Raw genomic sequence first — 22,474 nt, forward strand, 5'->3', positions numbered from 1 at the left:
TGAATTCAATTTCCTGTGACCTCCCCTTCCACGACAAGCGCTTCCTGGTTGTCCAGTAAATAACCGTTAACCGATGCCGGTCTGAATAATATTTTTCTGATCTCGGGATAAAACTGCTGGCTGCGAAGAAGCACTCTCTCACCAGGCAAAATATAATTTTTTGGAAGGAATATGCCATCCCCAGACGGCTGTACTTGAATTTCTGCCCCCATGCGTACGACATATGGACCGGTATTTTCAACCGCGATCTGCCCGGCCAAGTTTTCCCATTTCAGAAGCTTCCACGGCTCGCTATCAGGTGGCAATTGAGCCGGACGTATGATGAGCGGAATATTTTGGCGAATCGTAACCCGCACTACATTGGGTTCGGCGTACGGAATCCCTTCAAAAGAAACGCGTTTGAGACGCTCCACCTTCAGGCTTGCATCATCTTTAAGAATGAAGCGAACTATTTGGGTATCACCGGGTTCCACGCGCGTAATCGATGGCGCCACAAATAAAACGTCGCTGATATCCTCAGGTATATCGATTATTTCGGAATGCAGCAATAATGGTTCACTTGAAGTGTTACGCAGTCCAATGCTCCCTTCACCATCTGTTTGGTTGACGATCACTACGGACGACTCCAAATCCAGTGAAGCATGTGCGGGCAATATCATCGAATACGACAATCCAGATAACGCTGCTCCCACTACAATGAAATGTGAAATCCGTTGTTCTATTGGGCATTTCCTAAAGTGATTAAGGCCAAACATGGATAGACTTTCTTGTAAATTTTCCACTTTCAGACAATGCCGTTGAATCAAAAAAAATCTCATCTACGACTTCCTGATGCTGGTTATTACTATAGGTAAGAAGCGTCTTTGAAAATATCGGGTATGAATTAGAATCTGGCTGATTTTTTTAAGGTGTGCTTTTTCAATTTTTTCTAAGGCTCTGCAACCGAAAAAATGGCACTACCCTGCTACGTGGTAGCGATCGCGCATAGAGGCAATTTCGCAAGCCAAAGCACAGCACAACCGGGTTCTATAGTGCAAATGAAAAAGGCCTCCCGTTCGGGAGGCCTTATAAACAACGACGGGGATTTGAACCACTCGTCGCAAGCATAATAAATAAAGGATTTATCTTTTAAGATTTAAAAAGACTGACCTGTCCCGGGATTTTCGGACCGGCTGAACAGTGAGAAAAATCGGGGAAAACGGGATGCATGCATAAAACTTCCGATTGGAACCCTAAACCCGAGGGAAGCTCATTTCTGCCTTTGCACGTCAGCAGCACCCGGATCAATTAGATAGCATCAACTCCGAAGCGGAGCGACATTTCACTCTCTCTTTTTGAAAGTTATTGACTCTAGAGTTGCGTCGGATGTTGAATCAACAAAGACAGAATTTTTCAGGATATGACCGGAATCCAAAACAAATTTGTCGACAGTGACGCCCATCGATTTTTTGACCACAATGACTGGAAATTGGAACTGAGCGCGTTGTCCAGCAAGAGAAGAAAGTCGGCCCAGCGAGACCCGGTTCGAGTCATTAACTCTTATTTCACTTTGGCCGCTTATCGCTTTTTTTCCGTTCCCCTTCCCCGCATACTCGTTAACAATGACATCTGCAGTAAGATTGAGCACCAGGCCTTCCTCCGCGTTATTGTGAGCAGTAAGAATAGTTGCTTTAACATCCTGCCCACCCTCTAGCCAGAAACCCGCCGCATTATTATTTCTTGAAGTTATTTGCTGAAGTTTTAATCCGCGTATCTTTCGATCCTTGCCACCGCCAATCATCAAGCCGCGTTTTGCGTTGAATTCGGAAAGAATATTGCATAAAAGGCCTTCACTCGCCAAACCTCCTTTGTCTGGCTCAATGCCAATTCCAGATTCCGGCAACGTGCCATTGGCATGATGTACGTATACATTGCAGATTCGGTATCCTCTAGCATTTACTACACTGATATTGTTACGACGGTTGTACGACGCCTCTACGCCGTCAATCTCGACATTGTCTGCAAAAGTCGATGGATCGCCTGACAGGGTCGCTCCGAGATAAATACCATCCCCCCAACACTTGCTTGCCTTTGTTCCTTTAATCGATACATTAGCCCCTCCCCTGACAGCGATGCACATTCCCCATTCCCCCTCTTTACCGAGATGAGAATCACGATCGCCAATTAGCTCTCCGCCTATCGCGCCACTCGGTGCGCCTCTATCTTTGAACAGAATGATGTTATACCCGCTGCGGTCATTCTCGATCAAGCGAAGGATCGTTCCCCTCATATCCAGAAATATTCCAGACGGTACAGTAATTGCGTTTCCAGACGCATCCACAGCAACCCAGATTTCGCCTTTCGGCAAGCGCACTACTCCGCCGCCAGCCTCCTGCGCGGCCTGTATGGCGCGTCTAATCGTCGGTGCATAATCGACTTTTCCCGCAGCAACGGCGCCGAACGGACGAGTCTCGAAGATCTTCGAAGATGCAGGCGGAGCGACAGCGGCAGCCTTGTGTAATATCTCATCACCCGTAATTTCACTATTTTGAGCCATTGAAAACTGCAGGAAGCAGGGAGCCGCCAGAGCACAAAAAAGCAGTGATTTTGATGACAAAACAAATCTCCAGCTCTTCATTTCTTTCAACACGATGCATGCCCTTTTATTTGCGATGCCTGTTCATACTCTGCAGCCAGGAACGGTCCATCGCACATCCATTCAATCGGCTCGACCTGCAGCTACGTCGAGTGCAAAATAGGCGTCGCACTACAACGCGTTCTAAATCATCTTCTCGCATCAGCAATGCGAGTAATCGCCCCCCATGTTAAGCATGGAAATCGGCTTCTGTTTCAGAATCTCGAACTAGCGCAGCATGGCCTGGTATGTCCAGTTCGAAATACTTCGACACCACCGTATATAAGCCTCTAACGTGAGCTCCGTCCTCCACAGCGAAATCCGCCACTCTCCCCTTGTAGTAGACGAATCCCTTGCCGTCGTGCATACCGTTTTTTATGGCGACGAAAACGACATGCTGCTTTAGATCGATCCGCTTGTTGCCTCTTTTAACGATCAATTCGTTCTCAATTTTCTCGCCGTATGTCAGAGTCACAAACAGGCTTAATCCGCGATTATCAATTTCTCCAAAAATCGGCTTTCCGTCAGTTTCACAAATTATTTCTGCCAATTGTTTGGCGCCATATCTGGCCGCTTCGATGGAATCGAACTCGATCGTGAAATCCCGTGTCATGCGTGGATGAACTGCCTTGCAATTCACGCCAATATGCTCCATGAAGGCCATATGATCTTTCAAGCGCCAGTAATACTTTACTCGGTCGTACGGCTTCTGCGTAAGGCCGGTGGCGATCATCAGATCGACGTCTGCCATCGCAAAATAGTCGCCAAGAATGCGGTCATAAACCGCTAACATTTCTTCGAAGGGATCCTGATCGGCACGAACATACCAGCCGGGATTACGGAGATTGCTCTTGACCGCGTCGCGTGCATTGAAGAGGTAATGGTGCTGGATGAAAGCGCCGGCGTTCAAGAAAACCGTTGAGAAATCAGGCCGCTTTCGCGAAAACATCCGTAGGTGAAGGTCGTGCAGGAAAAGATCCAGGAATAGCGCTTTACGCCAAGGGCTTCCGCGACTGCGCAGGGCGAGACGAAAATAATGGGAATAGTTACAGGGCCTGGCAAACCGAATTAAACCTCCCAGTAGAGCCAATATGCTCTTGACGCTTAGCTGCGCGTCTGAATTATCGCTGACAGCTTGCGACACAGCACGGCCTATGGCTGTACTCCAAAAAGATCCATCGGATGGAGTGACAGTCCAAGGGTCAGGAATGAAATATGCGGGCGCTTGCAGGCGGTTTTCCGTGTTCATCGCAGAGATGGCGCCGACCTTGTATCCAGCTGCCTCAATCACTTCAAAAAACTGCGGAATTCCACTGCCGACGATATCTCCCAGCCGAACGATGCGATGTTCCGCGGCGACTTTTCCAGTGTGGACTGATACCCATTGTATCCACGGCTCCAATTTTTCGTAGTCCATTTCTGAACTGGTACGTTGCATGCCTCTGATCACGCGCTGCAGATGAATGAGGGCATTGCGCTCAGCATAAGCTAGCGCAAACTCAAAGTTAACTTCGTTCAACTCCACCAGGATCAGTCGCTTGTTGTTTAAGGTTTTCAATGTATCCTCCATCGAATAAAGGAAATGAATCGCGGTGGAACTCGCCTCGAACGGAGAGTCCTTCTCAGAATAGGAAGGTAATTTTCAGCAGCGCCGATTATGTTTGAATTTCCCTACCGGAGCGTTGCGCCCGCCAACAACTTGTCATAGGCATTCAACGTAGTTTCCAGCACGGCTTCCAGGCCGAATCGCGCAATCGCCAAGGCGCGTCCGGCTTTACCATAACGTTGACAGCGGTCTGGGTCGGAAATCAATGCATGCAGCGCCGATGCCAATGCCGCGGCCTCACGGGCAGGAACCAGATCTCCCGTTTCCCCGGGAATGATGGCTTCCCGACAACCGATCACATCGGATGTCACCACCGCGCATCCTGCTGCCGCTGCCTCCAACAGGCATTTGGGCATGCCTTCGCGATATGACGGCAAGCACACAATGTCCGCTTGAGCATAGACAATTGGCATGTCCTCTCGATGGCCCCACCACTCAACAACTCCGGAATCGGCCCAAGCCTTGATCTGGGTCTCGGGGATCGACGACGGATTCGCATAATCTGCGGTTCCAATCAAAGCAAATCGCCAATCGCTCCCCTTTTCCTTGATCATCTTCGCAGCTGTCACGAACTCTTCAACTCCTTTGTCTCGCAACAAGCGAGCGGGCAGCACAATGAGGCGTTGCGATTCGTCGCCACGAGCAAGCGAGTAATTTGAGAGATTGACTCCCGACCCTGGGATAAGTATTACGTCGCTTGGACGAACCGTGCCAGATTGCAGCAACGTCCGTTTGTCGTCTTGATTCTGAACAATAACCGTCACATTGGGATGCCTGCACACCCACGCCAGCAACGCGCTGTACAAACGCTTCAACATGCCCTTAAGTCCGTTCGCTTGACCGGTGAACAGAAAGCCCATGCCAGAAATAGCAACAACAAGACCCGGCACCCGCAAGAGACGGCTGACCAAGCCGCCATACAGACCTCCCTTGGGAGAAGCGGCATGAACAATCGATGGCTGCATCCGTGCAATGTGCCACAGCAGCTGAAGCATGCCTATCAACTCCCATATGGGATTGAATCCAACCGTGCGAAAGCTTAGTCGCGTATATGGGACGCTCTGGCGCTTCAGTTCCGCCTCTGCCAACGGCTCCATAAGTGCACTGCCCGACTGGCCGATCAGTAAATGAACGTCCCATCCTGCCTCGCGAGCCGCTATCGCCAAAGGTAATCGATGAGATACAAAAAAGGCCGCATGGTTGATGACGTATACGATTTTCTTCTTCACTATTGTTCCTCCAGCCACGCTTGAAACATCAGCACATCCCACAGCGGATATTGCCAATTGCATTGGCCTGATAGATGCTCTTTCCATTTTCGCCTTACCGGCGCCGGATGGAAGAAGCCTTCATTTCGCAATCGTGCTTCATCCAGCAAGGACTCGCACCAATCCCGCAATGGTCCGCGCAACCAATCGCCAATGGGAACGCCGAATCCCATCTTGGGGCGCTCAATCAAGGCTTTTGGCACGTGCCGATATAACACTTGGCGCAGTGCCCACTTGGTCTGCCCATCACGCAGCTTCATCGATTGCGGCAGGCGCCATGCGAGCTCCACTACCCGGTGGTCCAGAAATGGTACGCGCGTTTCCAGGGAAACCCCCATTGCCGCTCGATCGACCTTGGTCAGGATATCGTCGGGCAAATAGGTGAGCATATCCAACGCCATCATGCGCTGGATATTGTCTAGTCCGGCAAGAAGCGGCTTCTCGCCGGCCAATAAGGTAGGCGGTTCATATCCATCGATCACCACCGATGCCGGATCATGCCAATGCGAAACCAGATTCAGGTACAGTTCATCCAACGACTTGCTCGCCAATGCCGAGGCGCCCTTATGCACCTTGTCGCCCATATTGGCGAACGGTAAAGAACGGGGCAACAGGCCGTTGACAACGCTTGCCATCTTGTTCCACGACTGTGGCGAAACGCTCGTGAATAATTTGGCCGCCATCTTGCGCAATGGCAGCGGCGCGGAAATCACCTTATTCCAATGATTTGCCGCTAGATGATATCGGTTGTAGCCACAAAATAGCTCGTCGCCCGCATCGCCAGAGAGCGAAACCGTGACATGCTGCTTGGCGAGTTGCGACACCAAAAAGGTCGGTATCTGAGAAGAATCCGAGAATGGCTCGTCATACAGTGTCGGCAAGCGTGGAATCACGGCCATGGCCTGCCCGGCCGTGACATACAGCTCGGTATGCTCCGTACCCAAATGCTTGGCCACGGCCTTGGCATGCCTTGCCTCGTTATATCCCTCTTCATGAAATCCGATGGTGAATGTTTTCACGGAACGTGAGGACTGCTTCTGCATCAACGCCACCACGGTGGAGGAATCCACTCCGCCGGACAGGAACGCTCCGAGCGGCACATCCGCCACCATCTGCTGACGCACCGCATCCTTAAGCAATTCTTCAAGCTCATCGACGGCCTGGCCGGCACTGCCGACAAAGGGATTGGCCACGCCGGATTCCGCCGTTTTCACGCCAGACCAGTATGGCCACACTTTCGGCTCTCGTTGCTGCAGCGACACGGCAAGGAGGCTACCTGACGGCAATTTGGCAATGCCGTCGTAAATGGAATACGGCACAGGAATATAGTTGTGCCGTAGTTGCAGGCTCAGCGCTCCCCTGTTGATCGTGTTTTCGAAAGCAGGATGGGCGCGCAACGCCTTCAGTTCGGAACCAAACAGAAACACCGCGTCATTGCCCTTCCCTTGCCAGCCGTAGTAGAGTGGTTTCTCGCCAATGCGATCCCGCCCGAGCAGAAGCCGGCAAGCTTCCCTGTCCCATACCGCAAAGGAAAACATGCCGATTGCGCGCTCCACCGTACCTTGAATGCCCCACGCATCGAACCCGGCGAGCAGTGTTTCCGTATCCGAATGGCCACGCCAGGACGGCGCTTGTCCGGCGGTCTCCAATGCCTGGCGCAGCAACAGGTGATTATAAATTTCGCCATTAAAGACGATCGCATACCGGCTGCTGGTCGACTGCATTGGCTGACGCCCAGCGGAGGAAGGATCTATAACCGATAGCCGGCGATGGCCCAACCCGATCCGGTGATTCGCATCGAACCAATAGCCGGCATCATCCGGCCCCCTGCTTGCAATCGTGGTTGCCATGCGCGCGAGCATGGCTTCATCGCCCGCCTGGTCAAGCAAGCTAGCACCGCCTAAAAAACCTGCGAATCCACACATGGTTAGCTCCCTTTACCTGCCACACGTTGATAGATTTCCTCAAAGCGGTCTCTAGCAAGCTCCATGGTGAACCCTGCATGAATCCGGTCCCTGGCTTTCTGCCCCAGCAGCCGACGTGAATCGGGCGCCATCACCACCAGCGACTCCAGTCCATGAGCAAGGCGAATGGGATCTTCCTTGGGCACGACTATCCCGGTATCAGCCACGAGCATGGCCGCGTCGCCAACATCGGTGACCACGCAAGGCAACCCCATCGCCATGGCCTCGCCCACCACATTAGGAAAACCTTCGGTACGGGAAGAGAGACAGAAGATATTCATGGCCGCCAGGCATACCGGCACGTCGCTCCGTTCGGCTAACAGCACAAAGCGACCGGCATGACCTGTTTGCGCAATCTCGCTTGCAAGTTCCGCGTTGCTCGCGTCCATATCGCGGCCAACCATTAAGAAACGCACATGCGGATATTTCTGTGCCACCAAGCCAGCCGCACGCACAAAATTCTTGTGGTCCTTGGCTGGATTAAACCATCCTATGATGCCAACCACGACCTCAGTGGCATCGATGCGACATTGCGCCCGTAACACTGCGGGCAGGTCCGCCGCCGCCACCAAGCGCGATAGATCAAAGCCGTTCGACACCACCACCATGCGCGCCGCATCGTAGCCCACAGCGATATGCGCAAGGCGCGAAGCCTCGGCCGCACACACGATAGTGTGCGGGACCCATCGGGATAACCATGCGCAGACCAGCCTTATCATCGTCGTGGCGCGTTTTCCGGCAGCCTGCACATCCGTAGTGCGTATACCCCAGACGACATTCCTATTGCCTGCAATACGTGCGGCCAACCCGCCCAGCAGATCGGCGTGGTACATCCAGGTCTGGACCAGTTCGGGATCTGACGCGCGAATCAACCGCACCAGCTGCCAGAGCACACGCGGAATATCCAGCGCAGAATGCATGTGCAAGGCCCGCACATCAACGCCGAGAGTCTGCAGCTGTTGCCCGATCTTGCCGATGCCGGTAAGCGAAATGACCGTATGCCGATACGCTGCATTACCTTGATGCGATTCAATCAGGCGTTTTAGCATGCATTCTGCGCCGCCGACATTGAGGCCGACAATGATGTGGACGACGTTCAAGAAAACGCTCCAATCTCTTTAAATAATTCATCCCACATGTCAAGAACTGTCTCCAGGCCGAATCGGCTTAACACTGACTCTCTGGCTCGTTTTCCCAATGCAATCCTGAACGGCCCGTCACCCATCACTTTCGTCAGTGCTGCGGCTAAGCCCTGCAGATCATTTAAGGCCACAAGCATTGCATCCTCACCGTTGCGCGTGATTTCACGGGGACCGCTCGGGCAATCGAAGACCACGCAAGGCAAGCCCAAGGCCATCGCCTCGACCAGGACATTTGGAAACCCTTCCAGCCGCGATGTCATGACAAAAACATCTGACTGGGCCATTTCCTCCCAAAGCGTTTTCTTGACGCCAGCGAGCGACACTCTTCCTGCCATACCGAAGGTTTGGATCTGACATTCCAATTGCTGGCGCAATTCTCCTTCGCCGTAAATGACAAGATCCCATTGATGCCATTTCGAAGCCAGTGTCGAAAACACTTCTATTAACAAACCGAACTGTTTCTCCTCGGCCAATCGACCTACCGCGACAAGACGCGGCCGTTCGCGTGACTGCTGCGCATGTTGTTGTTTTCGCAGTTCCTCGGGTATGGGATTGGGAACAACTTGCAGTTGCTTCAATCGTGGGAAAACCGAGCGCATGCGCATTGCAACCGCCTGTGTCTGAACGCTAAGCATGCGAGCGTGCCTGTATGCGAAGTACGTGGCCAGCTTCAATATTTTTGATCTCGGGCTGGCAATCGGATCGGTTCTTTCGCAAGCAATGATGGGGATGCGTAATCCCAACGAGGCAATAATGGAAGCCACATTGACAGCCGGCAGAAACGAGACCACGACATCCGGCCGTTCGCTCACCAGCAATCGTCGCAACGCGGCAAGGCGTTGAAGGCGATTGACAGAGGATTTTTTCGTGCTGGTAACAAGATCGGCAAGAAAGACGATTCTGGCTTTTTCCGATATGGGATAAAAACAGTTGCCCCTACCAGAGAAAGTCGCTACGAGCGTCACCTCATTACCGCGATCTGCCCATGCATTTGCAAGCGTAGCCGCAACACGCTCCGCGCCGCCAGCATGCAAGGAACTGAGGGCCAACAATATTTTCATAGGTTGTGGAGTCCGGTCATTTTCGGTGATGAGAAAACTAGCGTTGATAGGTCTTCAGTTCAAGCCATTGGATTGCCAAGCAGTCAAAATGAACCGCAAAAGCGAAAGCCCATCGTCGATAAAGGATTCTGCAGGAACGAGAATTGGTGAATGCGAACATCCATCAGGATCAAAGAGCGCAGCCGAGACCGCGTCGATGCGAGAATGATCGCACCGCGGATGCAACAGACGATTGCCTACGCTCTCTTCCTGGTTCCGGACGTTAGTGCAAATGTGACCAGCCAATACGGCGAATCGAACATATTGTGGGTAAACATCGACATGAAAATAAACAGGAAAAATATGGCGAACTGAAGATTTTTTCTTTCAAAATATCTCCCTCTCCACAAAATTATTGCCAGCCACACCCAAAGCGCGATACCGAGAATGCCGTATTCGGCAGCCAGCATGATCAGCTGATTGTGCGTGCCGGCCTTATACACCCAGAAATTGGTCACGCCGGCCCCTGCGCCGGAGATGGGATTTTTCAAGAACAGTTCCCAGCCCGCCTTTAACACTTTTAAGCGCTCTTCGGCGCTATCGTCCTGAAGATCTGGATTGAAAAAAAAATTTATTCGCGTTTGAATATTAGTAATTGATTCACCGGAATTTTCACGACTGCTCAAGTAGTTCTCAAAAGTGCCATGCAGAAGCGGAATAGCAAGAAGCGCCACGATGGTAAAGACGACGGCTGATCGGGGGAGAAGGCGCTTAAACAATAAAAATATCCAGAAAAATATCCAGGCAATAATCGCAGAACGCGTAAATGTCATCACGATTCCAACGCCTGTCAGCATCAGTAGCGGCATGCGATATTGCAATTTCCCTACTGTAAAAGCCAATAGAAAAACAATCAGCATCGCTTCGGCGGCGCTAGTCGGATTGAGAAATGTCGCAGCGCCTCGGCCCAGGACAGATCCTTCTGTGCCAACCGGATACAGCGTTCCCGGAGAAAAAAAATCCACTACAACCGCACATGCAATAAACGCAGCTAAACGCGGGAAAAGCCGTTCATACGTTTCGGTTCGTGTAACAGACAAAATAAAACCAAGAAAAATGGCAACGACAAAAAATTGGATACGGGTGCCAATTAAGTCAACCACTCCCATATTGCTGTCAACAACGGGATTGAAAATATGGATGATATTGAGAATGATGATGACAAACGCCCAGAGAGGGAAAGGCGAGACTAAATATGTCAGAAAGGCTTTCGGCTTCAACAGCAGCACAGGAGCTAAAATTGGAATGAGCCCGAAATAAAAATATTTCGGCAACAAGGCTTTGTTTAAAGCGAATGCGTAAATGGGTAAATTCAGGTAAATCAAACTCAATGCGACCGTCAGCACCGCGGCGCTATAACGATCCCAGAAAATGCGCGAAGGCTTCTTCAAGGATAGTTCGGATCCGCCTCGGTCTTCAAAAGAAGGAGTAAACGATTTCATGAAAGGGAATCCATGCTTCACCAAGACTGTCTGCTATCAGCTCTGGACATGTGAGGCCTGTTCGCATCTGATATGCATACATTGACTAAAAAGGTCTTCCCACATATAGGCAATTTTCTCTATTGAAAATCGTTCCCGCGCATCCACCGCCTTAGCGGACAGAAGCTCTCTTAAGGCGCTATCGCCCATTATTTTCCCTAACGCGGATATCAGCCCCTGTGAATCTCCCGGAGGCACCAGCAGTCCGTCAACGCCATGCCGGATAATATCCCGCGGCCCGGTGTCACAGTCGAAGCTCACTGCCGACAGGCCGTGGGAGAGCGCTTCGGCAAGCGTATTTGGAAATCCTTCAAAGCGTGAAGTCATTACGTATAAATCCGCCTGCTCGTACCACTCCCCAACGTTGCCAATGCGTCCCGGAAGAAAGACGCGCTTATGCAGCCCCCTGGCCGCTACTTGCGCTTCCAGACCTCGACGTTCTGCGCCCTCTCCGAGGATAACCAAATCCCAATCCGGGTACCTCTGCGCCAGACACGAAAATACGTCTATCAGCAGTTCAAAATTCTTCACTTTATTCAGCCGCCCTACCGCCAATAACAGTCTTCGTTCGGATGAGCAGACTTCTGAGCGACTTCTTTTCGGCTCGTGTTCAGGCAGCGGCCAACACGCAGGATTTGGAATAACTGAAATTCTTCTGGCCGATGAATGCGCGCCGATCCAATGGGCACATTCTTGGGTTAGCGCCACTACGGCGGCCAATTGGCCATAGGTGTGACGTCGCAACGCCTCCCAAATGGCCCCCAAGGGCATCTGCGGCGGAAATGTGCGCTCCGAACCAATGGCGCACACGTTCGATAGCCCTCTTGCAGCCAGCGCCAGAATCACATTCGCTGTACTCATCATGGCAAGCGCAACGTCCGGCTGAATCTCACGGAGAGCGCGGCGCAACTCCTTCACGCGGTGTATATTTCTTGAAAGTCGAGATAGCAAATTACCGCTATCACAGGTTAAATCCAAGCCGACGCGCTTAATCCCAGGGTGGAGTTTATAAAAATCAGCGGTGGTTGAGGTTAACGTGACTATTGTAATTTCCCAACCTCTCGTGGCCCAATAGTTCGCAAGATGCGTGGTGACACGCTCGGCGCCGCCGGACTCAAGCGAATAAATGAAGATGAGCAGGCGCATTAAGTTATTCCCTTTCGGTCCTCTATGACATTTGTCAGCTTATATAGCGTCAAGAATGAGACCACGTACATCATTGCCGTCGCGAGAGCGATACCTTTGAGACCCATGGCAGGAGCTAAAAGACAGTTGCCGCCTATCTTGACAACGAGATTGACGATCGCACTCAGCGCAACCAATTTGTGCATCCCCCGACTTACCAAACCAGAAACCAATACGAGACCTGAGAAATAAAACGGCAGCTGCACCAACGCATAACGCAATACTTCAGAAACTGCCGACGAGTCTTGCGCCGTAAAAGCACCGCGTTCAAAAATAAACTTCACAGCATGAGGCGCCAGCCACCAGGAAACACAGAAAGAGATGACTCCTACCATGAACATGAGACCCGCCCATTGAGCCGCAACACGTTGCACCTGCGTGCCACCCTGTCGATGCGCAGCAGAAAATATTGGTAAGGTGGCGCGGCTGACAACGGTTCCACCCAGCGTAAGAAGCAAGCTGACAATCCGGTTTGCATAACTGAGCGTAGCGACCGCGCCGGTGCCGACGTAGACGGCAAAAAACTGATCAATGATGGCGACCAAACTCATCAATGCCTGCCCGGCAAGCATAATCCCGAAGCCACGCCAAAATAAAGGCCACTGACTGGATCGGAAGGTAAAGCGCGGCAATTCGATTTCTCTTCGATACGCCAGCGGTATCGCAAGACTTATCAAATGCGCGCCAAAGCCAGCGACAGTGGCCCAGACAAGCGATTGAATGCCGCTGCCGGCGGAGATGAGAACGACAATTCCGATGACCAAAGCGGGCACCCCTTCCAGCAAGGTGTTGGCATGTTGTCCCGCAGCCAGCATCCACGCCGAAAAAAGGCTAATGACGATGCCTAAAGGCAGAAGCAAAACGAGCACAGGAGTAGCATGTACGGCAATTGCAGCAGTAGCCGATGGCAACCCGGCCCATTGCGAGCGCAGCACCATGGGGAGTCCCAGAAACGCCAGAGCCGCCAATACCAGCCCTAATAAAATAGCTGCACTGAACAGCTCCGCGCGAAAGCGCTGCAACTCATCGATGGCTTCCTGCCGTATTTTCGCAACCAACGGCACCAGCACCACGGTCAACACGCTGAACCACACTCCAACTGGCCAGCTGATGAAGTTAAGAACAAAAAGATAAGCATCCACCTCTGCGCCGACGCCATAGCGATAGGCGACTGCCATCTCTTTGGCGGCTCCCATGAGCTTGCCGATGACGACAAAAAAACTGATCCATGCCATACCCTTGAAGATGGCGCGATGATCTGGATGAGCGGCTTTAATTCGAGCGTCAATGGCCCCAAGAATATTCACGCATCACCTTCGACCGACAGATGCAATGCGGGAGGAATTTCCCCATCGTCGCTCCATGAAATTTTCCTGGATTGAGAATATGCTCGCTGGCGAAAGCCGCTATTTTTCTCAAATCTCATTTTTGACTTTGTTCCATATACCATTGCATTGCCTTCCCAATACCCTCGCTGATACGGTATTCAGGCGCATATCCAAGTCTTTGGGAAGATTTACTTATATCGGCTTGAGAATGACGCACATCGCCATCTCGGAAGTCGCGATAGACGATGTTCTTTTCATAGAAAATTCCTTGTTTTCTTAGCGTCGATTTGAGGATGTCGACAAGTGCATTGAGGCTAGTGATGTCGCTGACAGCAACGTTATAAACCTCATTCCTGTTGTCAGCAGAAGTCGTCGCCGCCAGCAAATTCGCCTGCACGGCATTCTCCACAAAGCAAAAGTCGCGGCTGGTTTTTCCATCGCCGTTGATGAATATCTCTTCATTTCGGATCATTGCCGCGATCCATTTCGGGATCACGGCCGCGTAGGCGCCGTTTGGATCTTGCCGTTTTCCGAACACATTAAAATATCGCAGCCCAATGGCTCTGAATTCATAGCAACGCGCAAATACCTCCGCGTACATTTCATTGACATATTTAGTGACAGCATAAGGTGACAATGGCTTGCCAATGCGGTCTTCCACCTTGGGCAAGCCAGGATGATCACCGTAAGTGGAGCTTGACGCTGCATAGACGAATGACGTAACTGCGGCATCCCTCGCGGCCATCAACATGTTCAAAAAGCCGTTGATATTGACATCGTTGGTGGTGATCGGGTCTTTAAGCGAACGTGGGACTGATCCAAGAGCGGCCTGGTGCAGTACATACTCAGTACCTTGCACAGCTTCCCGGCAGGCGCCAAGGTCGCGAATGTCCCCTTTTATCAAACTAAAACGTCCCCATCGCTTAGAGCCCACCAATTCTTCCACTTCGTTCAGATTCTGTTGGTATCCCGTAGAAAAATTATCCAGGCCAACAACCGTCTGGTCGAGTTTCAATAGAGTCTCCAGTAAATTGGAACCAATGAAACCCGCGCATCCCGAAATGAGCCATTTTTTCGGTTGTTCACGCAATTCTTGCTGGATATGTCCGAAATGATTCATGCCCTGGTTCTCATATTTATTCACTCGCAGACACGATGATTACAAGCGGATATCCGAATCGGATTTTGGCAACACATATTTCAAGTCGAACAGGACATGTTCTTTTTTCCCCAGGCGTCGCAAGCCGTCTACGCCGATTCCCTTAAATTCGCGATGCGCCACCGCGATGATTATCGCGTCGTATTTCCCGGGTTCCAATCTGGTGGTGAGAGCGATCTGGTACTCATGTTGCGCACTCTCCGCGCTAATCCAAGGATCGTGCACGTCGACGTTGACGTTGTAGCTCTTTAATTCGTCGATGATGTCAATGACCTTGGTATTACGTATGTCCGGACAATTTTCCTTAAACGTCAAGCCCATGACGAGAACGTTAGCGTCTTCAACCTGAATGCAACGCTTGAGCATCTGTTTGACGAGAAGGCTTACCGCATAGCTCCCCATATTGTCATTGATACGACGGCCGGCGAGAATCACATGGGGGTGATAGCCAATTGCCTCCGCCTTGTGTGTCAAGTAGAAAGGATCTACGCCAATGCAATGGCCGCCTACCAAGCCCGGACGAAAAGGAAGGAAGTTCCATTTTGTGCCGGCAGCTTTCAAGACATCCTCTGTGTCTATCCCCAATTTCTTGAAGATGATGGCGAGTTCATTCATCAGCGCGATGTTAAGATCGCGCTGCGTATTCTCAATGACTTTCGCTGCTTCTGCCACCTTGATCGACGACGCCTTGTAGGTACCGGCCAGAATGATGCTGCCGTAGAGTGCGTCGATAAAGTCTGCGGCCTCCGGTGTGGACCCCGATGTGATCTTGGTAATGGTGGTTAATCTATGTACCTTGTCGCCCGGATTAATTCGCTCCGGACTGTAGCCAACGAAAAAATCTTCATTGAACTTCAGGCCAGAAGCACTTTCGATCACCGGCACGCAATACTCTTCGGTAGCGCCTGGGTAGACGGTTGATTCGTACACGACAATGTCGCCTTTCTTGATGACTTTGCCTAACGTTTCGGATGCCATTCGCAACGGGGTCAAATCGGGCTGCTTGTATTTATCAATCGGTGTCGGCACGGTAACGATATAGACGGCTGCCTGGCGCAAGTCTTCCAGTTTTGTCGAATAGCTGAGATATCTGGCCTCTTTCAGTTCATGGGTATCAACTTCCAGTGTGGTATCGATGCAATCCCGCAATTGCTCCACACGATGCAGGTTGATGTCATAACCAATTGTGGGATATTTTTTTCCAAATTCCACTGCCAAGGGCAAACCAACGTAGCCAAGTCCAATGATTGCGATGCGAGTGTCTGTCGATATTTTCATAGTCGGTCCACGGATGCACAAGTTATGGTCGGATGATTCAAGAGTGACGTTGTAAGCGCCAAGGATGTGAAACGTCGAGAGCAACACTGCCAACTTAATGGCATGCGCCTGGCAGCGTAGGAATTAGCATTCAATGGGCGCCATCATTTGATTCAAGATGAGCTCTTGCATAAGGTTTTCGGCAGCCGCTTTTTCATTCAGGCACGCTACCGCCCTTGGAATACCGGTTAAATTCCAAAAGCCGCCGCCTCTTCATTCCGAATCTCGTCTGCCCCCATGTCTTGCGAGGGCCGCGCATGAACTTACTCTTCCAGCTACGTTGTCTTGCGCAACATGGCCAGTTCGAACACCAGTCTTTGCGGCTGACTGACCAATTCAATCAAGACTAGCGCTCGTGCCGCACCATCCGCTATCTGGAACACCCCTTCGAGACCGGAAAGCGGTCCAGATTTGATGGCGACCTTCTCTCCCGCCTCAAACAGCGGTGCAGGATCGAGCGTCCCCGCATGCCTTAATCCGCCAACGAGCGAGTCGGATATCGTGGCGAAGCTGCCGCCGATTGCGACCAACTTGCTAACCCCTCGCGTGCTGCGTAGTCGTGACCAGTTAGCCGACATAGCATCAAGTCGAATGAACAGATAACGTGAGAATAGCGGCTCATTAATGATTTCCGGCCGGCCTCGCCGCATTTTCTCAACTTTTAAAATCGGCAAAAAACAGGTGTACTGCTGATTCTCCAACTGCGCCAATGCGCGGAATTCCTGCCTTGGCTTTGTCTGAACGAGATGCCAAGTGGCAGAGGTCGACGACGCTGATTCTGTCATGACAGTTCTCCGTTGGCATCGATATCGGCTACAACGCTGGAGTTCTGAATGCGTTGCAATTGCCCGCGCGCGAGCAGCGTGTAGATGGCGACATATAACAAGACCTGCGCGAGCACCAGAATCAGCCCGCCAATGATCGTGCTGCCAGCGATCACGCTGATAAAGGCAATGATCGCGATCCAGGGAACCATGATGAATGCAACGGCGGCGTTGCGAATCCAAGCCTTGGCGGCGTTATAAGGGATCAGCTTTGTAGCCACGCAGCGAAAAACAAGCGTATGCAAATGCAAGCCGTCTGGATAGTAAGGATTGGCATGCTGGATGAATCTCCTCCGATAAATGCTATACATGACTTCGATCACCGGATAAGCGCAAATCGACAATACCTGCCAAGCATTGATGGACGGATTGCGGACTAGCAGTAAAACCGCAATTTCGGAAACCCAGAAGCCCAGAAAATAGGCCCCGCCATCGCCGAGAAACAGTTTTCCTGTCGGATAGTTCGCTAGCAAAAATCCTGTGGAAACACCAAGACTCAGGACGGCCAGCATCGCAACAAGAGCATCTCCTGCCTGCCATGCAAGAAATCCCAGCGCTGCGGAAATGATCACGATGACACTGCCCGACAGGCCATTGAAGCCATCGATGATATTGATAGCATTGGTGCCCCCGGCCACGACGATTGCGGTCACAACGAGGGCAATCGGCGCGAAAACCAGCAAGGCGTCGACTCCCCATATATCGAGGTGGTCAATCGTTGCTCCCAAGAGTTCGCTTGCGATCAGCGCACTGAAAATGGCCGCCGCCAGCCGCACTTTTATCGACATTTTTTTCATCAAATCTTCGGTAATTCCTGCAATGAAGACAGGCATGCTGGCGATAAGCAACTTCATTGCACTGCTGGCGTGCAATGTCATGATTTGGCTGGGATGAATAATGAGAAGAAACGAAAGTGCAAGGACGATTCCTGTAAATACGGCAAGGCCGCCTACTCGGGGTACCGCCGTGGTGTGATATTTTTGAACGCCATCCAGATCATGATCAAATGTGTGTTTTCCGTGCCATCTCTGTGAACAGACGATCAACACGCAAACCATGAAACTGACAATCGCCGCAAATGTCGCCATCTTCAGCATTTCAACTGCCATCATGATTACGCTCCGCTATCGACGATCCCGTCAAACCGCGCAAACTGCGCGCTGTCAGGGCAGTAAGGACAATTTCAACTTCAACACCGCGGAGAGAGTCAAAATCACTCCAAAGTGATTGTTCTCCCTGCATCGAGTTCCGATGGACTATAGGTGAATAAGCGCATGCTTTTTTCGCAGGCGCTGGGCTCCAAAAAAATGAATGGATTGCCAGCTACCTGGCATATCCAGTTACCACCGAGTCTACCGGCATCATGAAATTCCACTACTGCCAACTTTGACAGTAGTGCGCTGAAAAGTCGTTGTGGCGGGAAATTGCGCATCCATTTTGGCGCTTCAGATCACAGTCTCCTTGCTGCTTGAATTTTCCATCACGAATTTCAATGCAGCTATATTTGAACTGCGGACTATGCCGCCAATCAGGGATTGCATTCAATATTTGTAGTGTGCATGTCGATATTTTCCATACTTATAGGCGTATCCGTAACGGCCAGGGCGCAACCTCAAATCATTGAAGATGACGCCCTTGGTTGATATGCCTGCGTGGCTCAAACGCTTGATCGACTCTTTGATCTCGCCTATCGTACTGGCGCCGGCACGCGTCACCAAAAAAATCGCCCCTGCTTGCGAGCCCATGATCAAGGTGTCGGAAACCGTCAGCACCGGCGGCGTATCAATCAGCACGTAGTCATAACTGGCCGCAATCGATGTCAGCAGCTCTCCGAAATTCGCATGCAGCAGCATTTCAGATGGATTCGGCGGTAAGTTTCCGGTCGAGATGAAATCGACGCTCGGGATTACGCTGCGATGAATTACCTGTTCCACGCTCATTGCTCCGGCAATCAGATCCGACAGGCCGTCTTGGCGGCCAACGCCAAAGTATTGATGCAGATACCCCTTGCGCAAATCCGCATCGACCAGCAGGACGCGCTTGCCAGTCGCTGCCAGCACTGCGCCAAAATTGACCGATACAAACGATTTTCCTAAGCCTGGCGTAGGTCCGGCTATCATCACAATATTGTTTTTGGAGCCAAGCATCGAAAAGTGCAAGGCGGTGCGTAAGCTGCGCAAGCTTTCAACAGTGATATCTGCCGGGTCACTTTGTGCCAGCACCGATACAACTCCCTTCGACTTGGCATGCACCAGCGCGTACAGCTCTTCCTGTTTTTTACTATGGGGAATGGTCGCATAGACAGTCAGCCCCAGCATTTGCTCGATCTCGTGGGGATCGTCTATTCTCCCGTACAGCGTTTTTTTGATAAAAGCGCACGCCACTCCAAGTAGCAGCCCGATTAACATCGCAATTGCGATCACCAAGGGGCGCCTGGGTCGTATCGGCTGCTCCGGAATCTGCGCAGCATCGATCAGCCGCGCATTGCCCACCTTGCTAGCTTTAACCAGCCGCAATTGTTGCGTGCTGTTCAATAATTCTGTGTACAAATCGGTATTGACCTTCACGTCGCGGGCCAGGCGCAGCACGTCCTGTTCCAGGCCCGGTAGTATTTTTATTTGCGCTGCAATACTCCTGCTGGCTCGATTAAGTTCCTTCATCTGATTGTCGACCCCGACTACAGCCGGATGATCGCTCGTGAAACGAATCAGCAGCTCTTCCCTCTTCTGCTGCAGTTCAATCAATTTGCTTTGAGCGTTGACGGATTGCAGCAAAAGCGCTTTCGCTTCTTCGCCCAGATCGATGGTGCCGTGGCTGTTACGGAAGCGATTGTAATTTTCTTCGGACTGCTCCAGCTGCCGCTTCAGTTCGGGCAGTTGCTTGTCTAGAAAGACGAGGGACTTTTCCGCTTCTGCCGATTTTCGCTCGACATTCTGACGGACATATTCGCGGCCAATCTGGTTGAGGATATTACTTGTCAGCACCGGGTCGCTGCCTTCCAGCGTAACGCCGATGATACCGGATTGCTTGCCTCTTTCCGAAATGACCAATGCATTCTGCAAATTTTCGATCGTGGCCAGCCGAGACGTACCCTTGAGCAGGAATTGCGCACCGGGTCTGGCAGCAAGGCTATTCACCCGCAGTTCTATCGTCCCATGCTCGGTCGCTGCGTTGAGCGTGCTCCCAACCCTGCCCTTCAATTCAATGTCTTTGCTTTTTTGGCTAAGGCGGAACTGGCCCTGGGATTCAGCAGTGAGAATGAAATCCAGATTCAGCAACGCTCCCGACACATTGAAACGGGGAACATCGATTTTCTCCGCACCCCAGACATAACCGCCGTAACCGGCTAAGCCTGGCTCGGACAGTTGTTGACTGCGCCCAGCTAGCCATGCGCCGATAACTGGAATGTATTTTGGACGCGCGCTGATGGTCAGTCGAAGGCTGTCGACGGCACTCGATACCATCATGCGTGATCGCAACAGCTCCATTTCGGATGCGGCGGCCGTTTTTGTGTCAAACATCGACGACAGTCCCCCCAATATATTAGTGGAGGAATTGGGATTGTCTTCCACCTGGATCAGGATATTGGCCTCATAAATCGGCCTGGCGATAAACGCATAAACCAGGCCCAGCAACGCAATCGCCAGCGTAATGCTGACAATCAACCCGCGATTGTCAAACAAAAGGTCAAGATAGCTCGTCAAATTAATTGCATCATCCCCATCGTCTTGCACGTTAACGGGGACCGGCTGCTGAACGGGATGGTTCATCGTATAGTTATTTCGATGGATTCTTTAGTGGATGTGAAGGATGCGTTCGGTCAAGTCATTGACACCCTGGGCGATCAGTTCGAATGACTGACGGAATACGTCCAGGCTTCGCTGATATGGGTCCGGGATGTCATAGCTGCTGAATTCCCCAAGACGAAACACCTTCCCCTTGGATGCGGAATATTTCAGTTCAACATAGCGCTTTTGGTCCAGATCCATGGTCAGGATCAGATCTGCTTCAGCGACCATCCAGCCTGCGAGGTTCTGCGCGCGATGCTCACCGATATCGATGCCATGTTCTTGCATTATCTGCACCGCAAACGGGTCGGCCGGGCTAGCGATCAATGCACTGATGCCAGCGGAGCGCACCGTTTTTTCCGGTAACGCGCGCTTGAGCAAACCTTCAGCCATCGGGCTACGGCAGACATTGCCGATGCAGATCACCAAAATTGTGTGAATCATTTTGCGATCTGCGCCGTATTGGTCAGCGATTGCGTGCTCGGCAGGATGAGGCTGATCACACGGTTCCACATGGCTAGCTGGGATGCATTCACAAAGACCACGTCCTTGGGCTTGAGCTCGAAACTCTCTGCCATGGCCAGGGCTACCGGCGAACGCGCATCGAGGTTGTAGATGCTCGGCTCCTTGCCGGCCTCATTGCGCACGACATAGACTTGCCGGCCGTCCGCGCTGAGTTGGTTAATCCCTCCCGCTTCGCCTAGCGCCTCATTCAGCGTCAGACGGCCGTCGTGCATCGTCAACGGCATTGGACGTGTTACGTCGCCCATCACAAAAACCTTGCTTTCATCACGTGACAGTACGTGAACCACATCGCCATGTACAAGCAGAATGCCGCTTGGATCGACGCCTTTTTGGACAAGTTGCGGAATATTAATCCAGTGGTTTACGCCAGCTCTGCTGACGCTAATCCGGCTTTGGTCGCCGCTGGGCAATACGCCGCCGGCGCGGTTCAGCGCCTCTGTCAGCGTCATCGGGATATCGTTGATGACCTGGGTGCCAGGCGCTTTGACTTCTCCGCCGATATAAATGCGTTGGCTTCGGTATGCCTGCACGCGCAAAGTGACGTCAGGTTTTTTGATGTAACGGGCCAATTTTTGCGTGAGCGCACTGCGTGCCTGCATCTCCGTCAGACCGGAAAGCTTCACGGTGCCGGCGTAAGGAAATTGCACCATTCCGTCATGATCGACGACGAAGCCGGCAGGAGGCGCTGCCACGCCGGTAGCGTCGATGTCGGCGGCCCCGAGCGATGGTTGCATATTCAACCTCGCTGCGTTGGCCAGCTCGGGATGATCCCAGACCACGATGGACAGCACGTCCCCGCAGTCGATGCGATATGGCGTCAGGCTGTCAACCTGCAGGCGACTTATGTCTTGGCTCGCCTGCTGCTCGCGTTGTTCCCTCTCAGATTGCAATAGTTGCGGCGTGATGGACTTAATCGACGGCATTGCTCCTGAGGCGGTCAACCCAGCCGCGTCTTCCGGGTCCACGTGCATGCCTGGGGTCAACGCCGTGCACGCTAAAAGCCAAGGGAGCAAGGCGGCTGCCAGCCACTTCTTGAGACGGGTCTTCGATAAGCATCGCATATTGTCATCCAACCTGAAGGGGGAAAACCTATTAAGCGGAATAGTCGTATTTGCCGTTAGAAATAATATTTGAAATTCAAAGACGCCAGCGACCTGATCCCCACGCCACTCG

General features: G+C 51.8%; 17 protein-coding genes. All 17 read right to left on the bottom strand.

Annotated elements, in window-relative coordinates; all coding sequences use genetic code 11:
* Window positions 1-5: 5 nt before the first annotated feature.
* The 17 genes from AC07V8_RS24070 to AC07V8_RS24150 all read right to left on the bottom strand — a co-directional run bounded on the left by AC07V8_RS24070 (window position 6) and on the right by AC07V8_RS24150 (window position 22,272).
* Window positions 6-818: a fimbria/pilus chaperone family protein gene (locus tag AC07V8_RS24070; protein WP_494680832.1), complete on the bottom strand. Its 813-nt coding sequence runs from the start codon at window positions 816-818 to the stop codon at window positions 6-8.
* A gap of 503 nt (window positions 819-1,321) precedes the next feature.
* Complete coding sequence (locus tag AC07V8_RS24075) at window positions 1,322-2,629, bottom strand: right-handed parallel beta-helix repeat-containing protein (RefSeq protein ID WP_494680833.1); 1,308 nt, start codon at window positions 2,627-2,629, stop codon at window positions 1,322-1,324.
* A gap of 175 nt (window positions 2,630-2,804) precedes the next feature.
* The gene (locus AC07V8_RS24080) at window positions 2,805-4,172 is read right to left on the bottom strand and encodes a hypothetical protein (RefSeq protein ID WP_494680834.1); all 1,368 of its coding nucleotides are present in this window, start codon (window positions 4,170-4,172) and stop codon (window positions 2,805-2,807) included.
* 113 nt (window positions 4,173-4,285) lie between these two features.
* Complete coding sequence (locus AC07V8_RS24085) at window positions 4,286-5,449, bottom strand: glycosyltransferase family 4 protein (RefSeq protein WP_494680835.1); 1,164 nt, start codon at window positions 5,447-5,449, stop codon at window positions 4,286-4,288.
* Complete coding sequence (gene asnB, locus AC07V8_RS24090; protein ID WP_494680836.1) at window positions 5,449-7,413, bottom strand: asparagine synthase (glutamine-hydrolyzing); 1,965 nt, start codon at window positions 7,411-7,413, stop codon at window positions 5,449-5,451. Before asnB ends, AC07V8_RS24085 begins: the two co-directional genes overlap by 1 nt.
* A gap of 2 nt (window positions 7,414-7,415) precedes the next feature.
* Window positions 7,416-8,552: a glycosyltransferase family 4 protein gene (locus AC07V8_RS24095; protein WP_494680837.1), complete on the bottom strand. Its 1,137-nt coding sequence runs from the start codon at window positions 8,550-8,552 to the stop codon at window positions 7,416-7,418.
* Entirely contained in the window at window positions 8,549-9,655 is a 1,107-nt protein-coding gene (locus AC07V8_RS24100) for a glycosyltransferase family 4 protein (RefSeq protein ID WP_494680838.1), read from the bottom strand. Before AC07V8_RS24100 ends, AC07V8_RS24095 begins: the two co-directional genes overlap by 4 nt.
* Window positions 9,656-9,891: 236 nt before the next feature.
* Entirely contained in the window at window positions 9,892-11,136 is a 1,245-nt protein-coding gene (locus AC07V8_RS24105) for an O-antigen ligase family protein (RefSeq protein WP_494680839.1), read from the bottom strand.
* 36 nt (window positions 11,137-11,172) lie between these two features.
* On the bottom strand, window positions 11,173-12,321 hold the full coding sequence (locus AC07V8_RS24110; protein ID WP_494680840.1) for a glycosyltransferase family 4 protein: 1,149 nt from the start codon (window positions 12,319-12,321) through the stop codon (window positions 11,173-11,175).
* Window positions 12,321-13,667, bottom strand: a complete 1,347-nt coding sequence (locus tag AC07V8_RS24115) for a lipid II flippase MurJ (protein ID WP_494680841.1) — start codon at window positions 13,665-13,667, stop codon at window positions 12,321-12,323. The genes AC07V8_RS24110 and AC07V8_RS24115 overlap by 1 nt, the downstream gene beginning before the upstream one ends.
* Window positions 13,668-13,782: 115 nt before the next feature.
* Window positions 13,783-14,808, bottom strand: a complete 1,026-nt coding sequence (locus tag AC07V8_RS24120) for an NAD-dependent epimerase/dehydratase family protein (protein WP_494680842.1) — start codon at window positions 14,806-14,808, stop codon at window positions 13,783-13,785.
* Window positions 14,809-14,847: 39 nt separating this feature from the next.
* Window positions 14,848-16,125 carry a Vi polysaccharide biosynthesis UDP-N-acetylglucosamine C-6 dehydrogenase TviB gene (gene tviB, locus AC07V8_RS24125; RefSeq protein WP_494680843.1) on the bottom strand — a complete coding sequence of 426 codons (1,278 nt, stop codon included), beginning with the start codon at window positions 16,123-16,125 and terminating at the stop codon, window positions 14,848-14,850.
* A gap of 314 nt (window positions 16,126-16,439) precedes the next feature.
* Window positions 16,440-16,949, bottom strand: coding sequence for a transcription/translation regulatory transformer protein RfaH (gene rfaH, locus AC07V8_RS24130; RefSeq protein ID WP_494680844.1), 510 nt, complete (start codon window positions 16,947-16,949; stop codon window positions 16,440-16,442).
* Window positions 16,946-18,100 carry an MraY family glycosyltransferase gene (locus AC07V8_RS24135; protein WP_494680845.1) on the bottom strand — a complete coding sequence of 385 codons (1,155 nt, stop codon included), beginning with the start codon at window positions 18,098-18,100 and terminating at the stop codon, window positions 16,946-16,948. Before AC07V8_RS24135 ends, rfaH begins: the two co-directional genes overlap by 4 nt.
* Window positions 18,101-18,529: 429 nt before the next feature.
* On the bottom strand, window positions 18,530-20,758 hold the full coding sequence (locus AC07V8_RS24140; protein WP_494680846.1) for a polysaccharide biosynthesis tyrosine autokinase: 2,229 nt from the start codon (window positions 20,756-20,758) through the stop codon (window positions 18,530-18,532).
* 24 nt (window positions 20,759-20,782) lie between these two features.
* On the bottom strand, window positions 20,783-21,220 hold the full coding sequence (locus AC07V8_RS24145; RefSeq protein WP_494680847.1) for a low molecular weight protein-tyrosine-phosphatase: 438 nt from the start codon (window positions 21,218-21,220) through the stop codon (window positions 20,783-20,785).
* A complete protein-coding gene (locus AC07V8_RS24150; protein WP_494680848.1) occupies window positions 21,217-22,272 on the bottom strand; it encodes a polysaccharide biosynthesis/export family protein in 1,056 nt (351 codons plus the stop codon). Before AC07V8_RS24150 ends, AC07V8_RS24145 begins: the two co-directional genes overlap by 4 nt.
* Window positions 22,273-22,474: the final 202 nt, after the last annotated feature.

It is taken from the genome of Collimonas sp. GW821-FHT02H07, assembly GCF_059421505.1.

Excerpts from the sequence above, each read along its gene's own strand:
- AC07V8_RS24070 (WP_494680832.1), bottom strand. The coding sequence starts at position 818 with ATGAGATTTTTTTTGATTCAACGGCATTGTCTGAAAGTGGAAAATTTA.
- asnB (WP_494680836.1), bottom strand. The coding sequence starts at position 7,413 with ATGTGTGGATTCGCAGGTTTTTTAGGCGGTGCTAGCTTGCTTGACCAG.
- AC07V8_RS24100 (WP_494680838.1), bottom strand. The coding sequence starts at position 9,655 with ATGAAAATATTGTTGGCCCTCAGTTCCTTGCATGCTGGCGGCGCGGAG.
- AC07V8_RS24105 (WP_494680839.1), bottom strand. The coding sequence starts at position 11,136 with ATGAAATCGTTTACTCCTTCTTTTGAAGACCGAGGCGGATCCGAACTA.
- AC07V8_RS24110 (WP_494680840.1), bottom strand. The coding sequence starts at position 12,321 with ATGCGCCTGCTCATCTTCATTTATTCGCTTGAGTCCGGCGGCGCCGAG.
- AC07V8_RS24120 (WP_494680842.1), bottom strand. The coding sequence starts at position 14,808 with ATGAATCATTTCGGACATATCCAGCAAGAATTGCGTGAACAACCGAAA.
- tviB (WP_494680843.1), bottom strand. The coding sequence starts at position 16,125 with ATGAAAATATCGACAGACACTCGCATCGCAATCATTGGACTTGGCTAC.
- rfaH (WP_494680844.1), bottom strand. The coding sequence starts at position 16,949 with ATGACAGAATCAGCGTCGTCGACCTCTGCCACTTGGCATCTCGTTCAG.
- AC07V8_RS24135 (WP_494680845.1), bottom strand. The coding sequence starts at position 18,100 with ATGATGGCAGTTGAAATGCTGAAGATGGCGACATTTGCGGCGATTGTC.
- AC07V8_RS24140 (WP_494680846.1), bottom strand. The coding sequence starts at position 20,758 with ATGAACCATCCCGTTCAGCAGCCGGTCCCCGTTAACGTGCAAGACGAT.
- AC07V8_RS24145 (WP_494680847.1), bottom strand. The coding sequence starts at position 21,220 with ATGATTCACACAATTTTGGTGATCTGCATCGGCAATGTCTGCCGTAGC.
- AC07V8_RS24150 (WP_494680848.1), bottom strand. The coding sequence starts at position 22,272 with ATGCACGTGGACCCGGAAGACGCGGCTGGGTTGACCGCCTCAGGAGCA.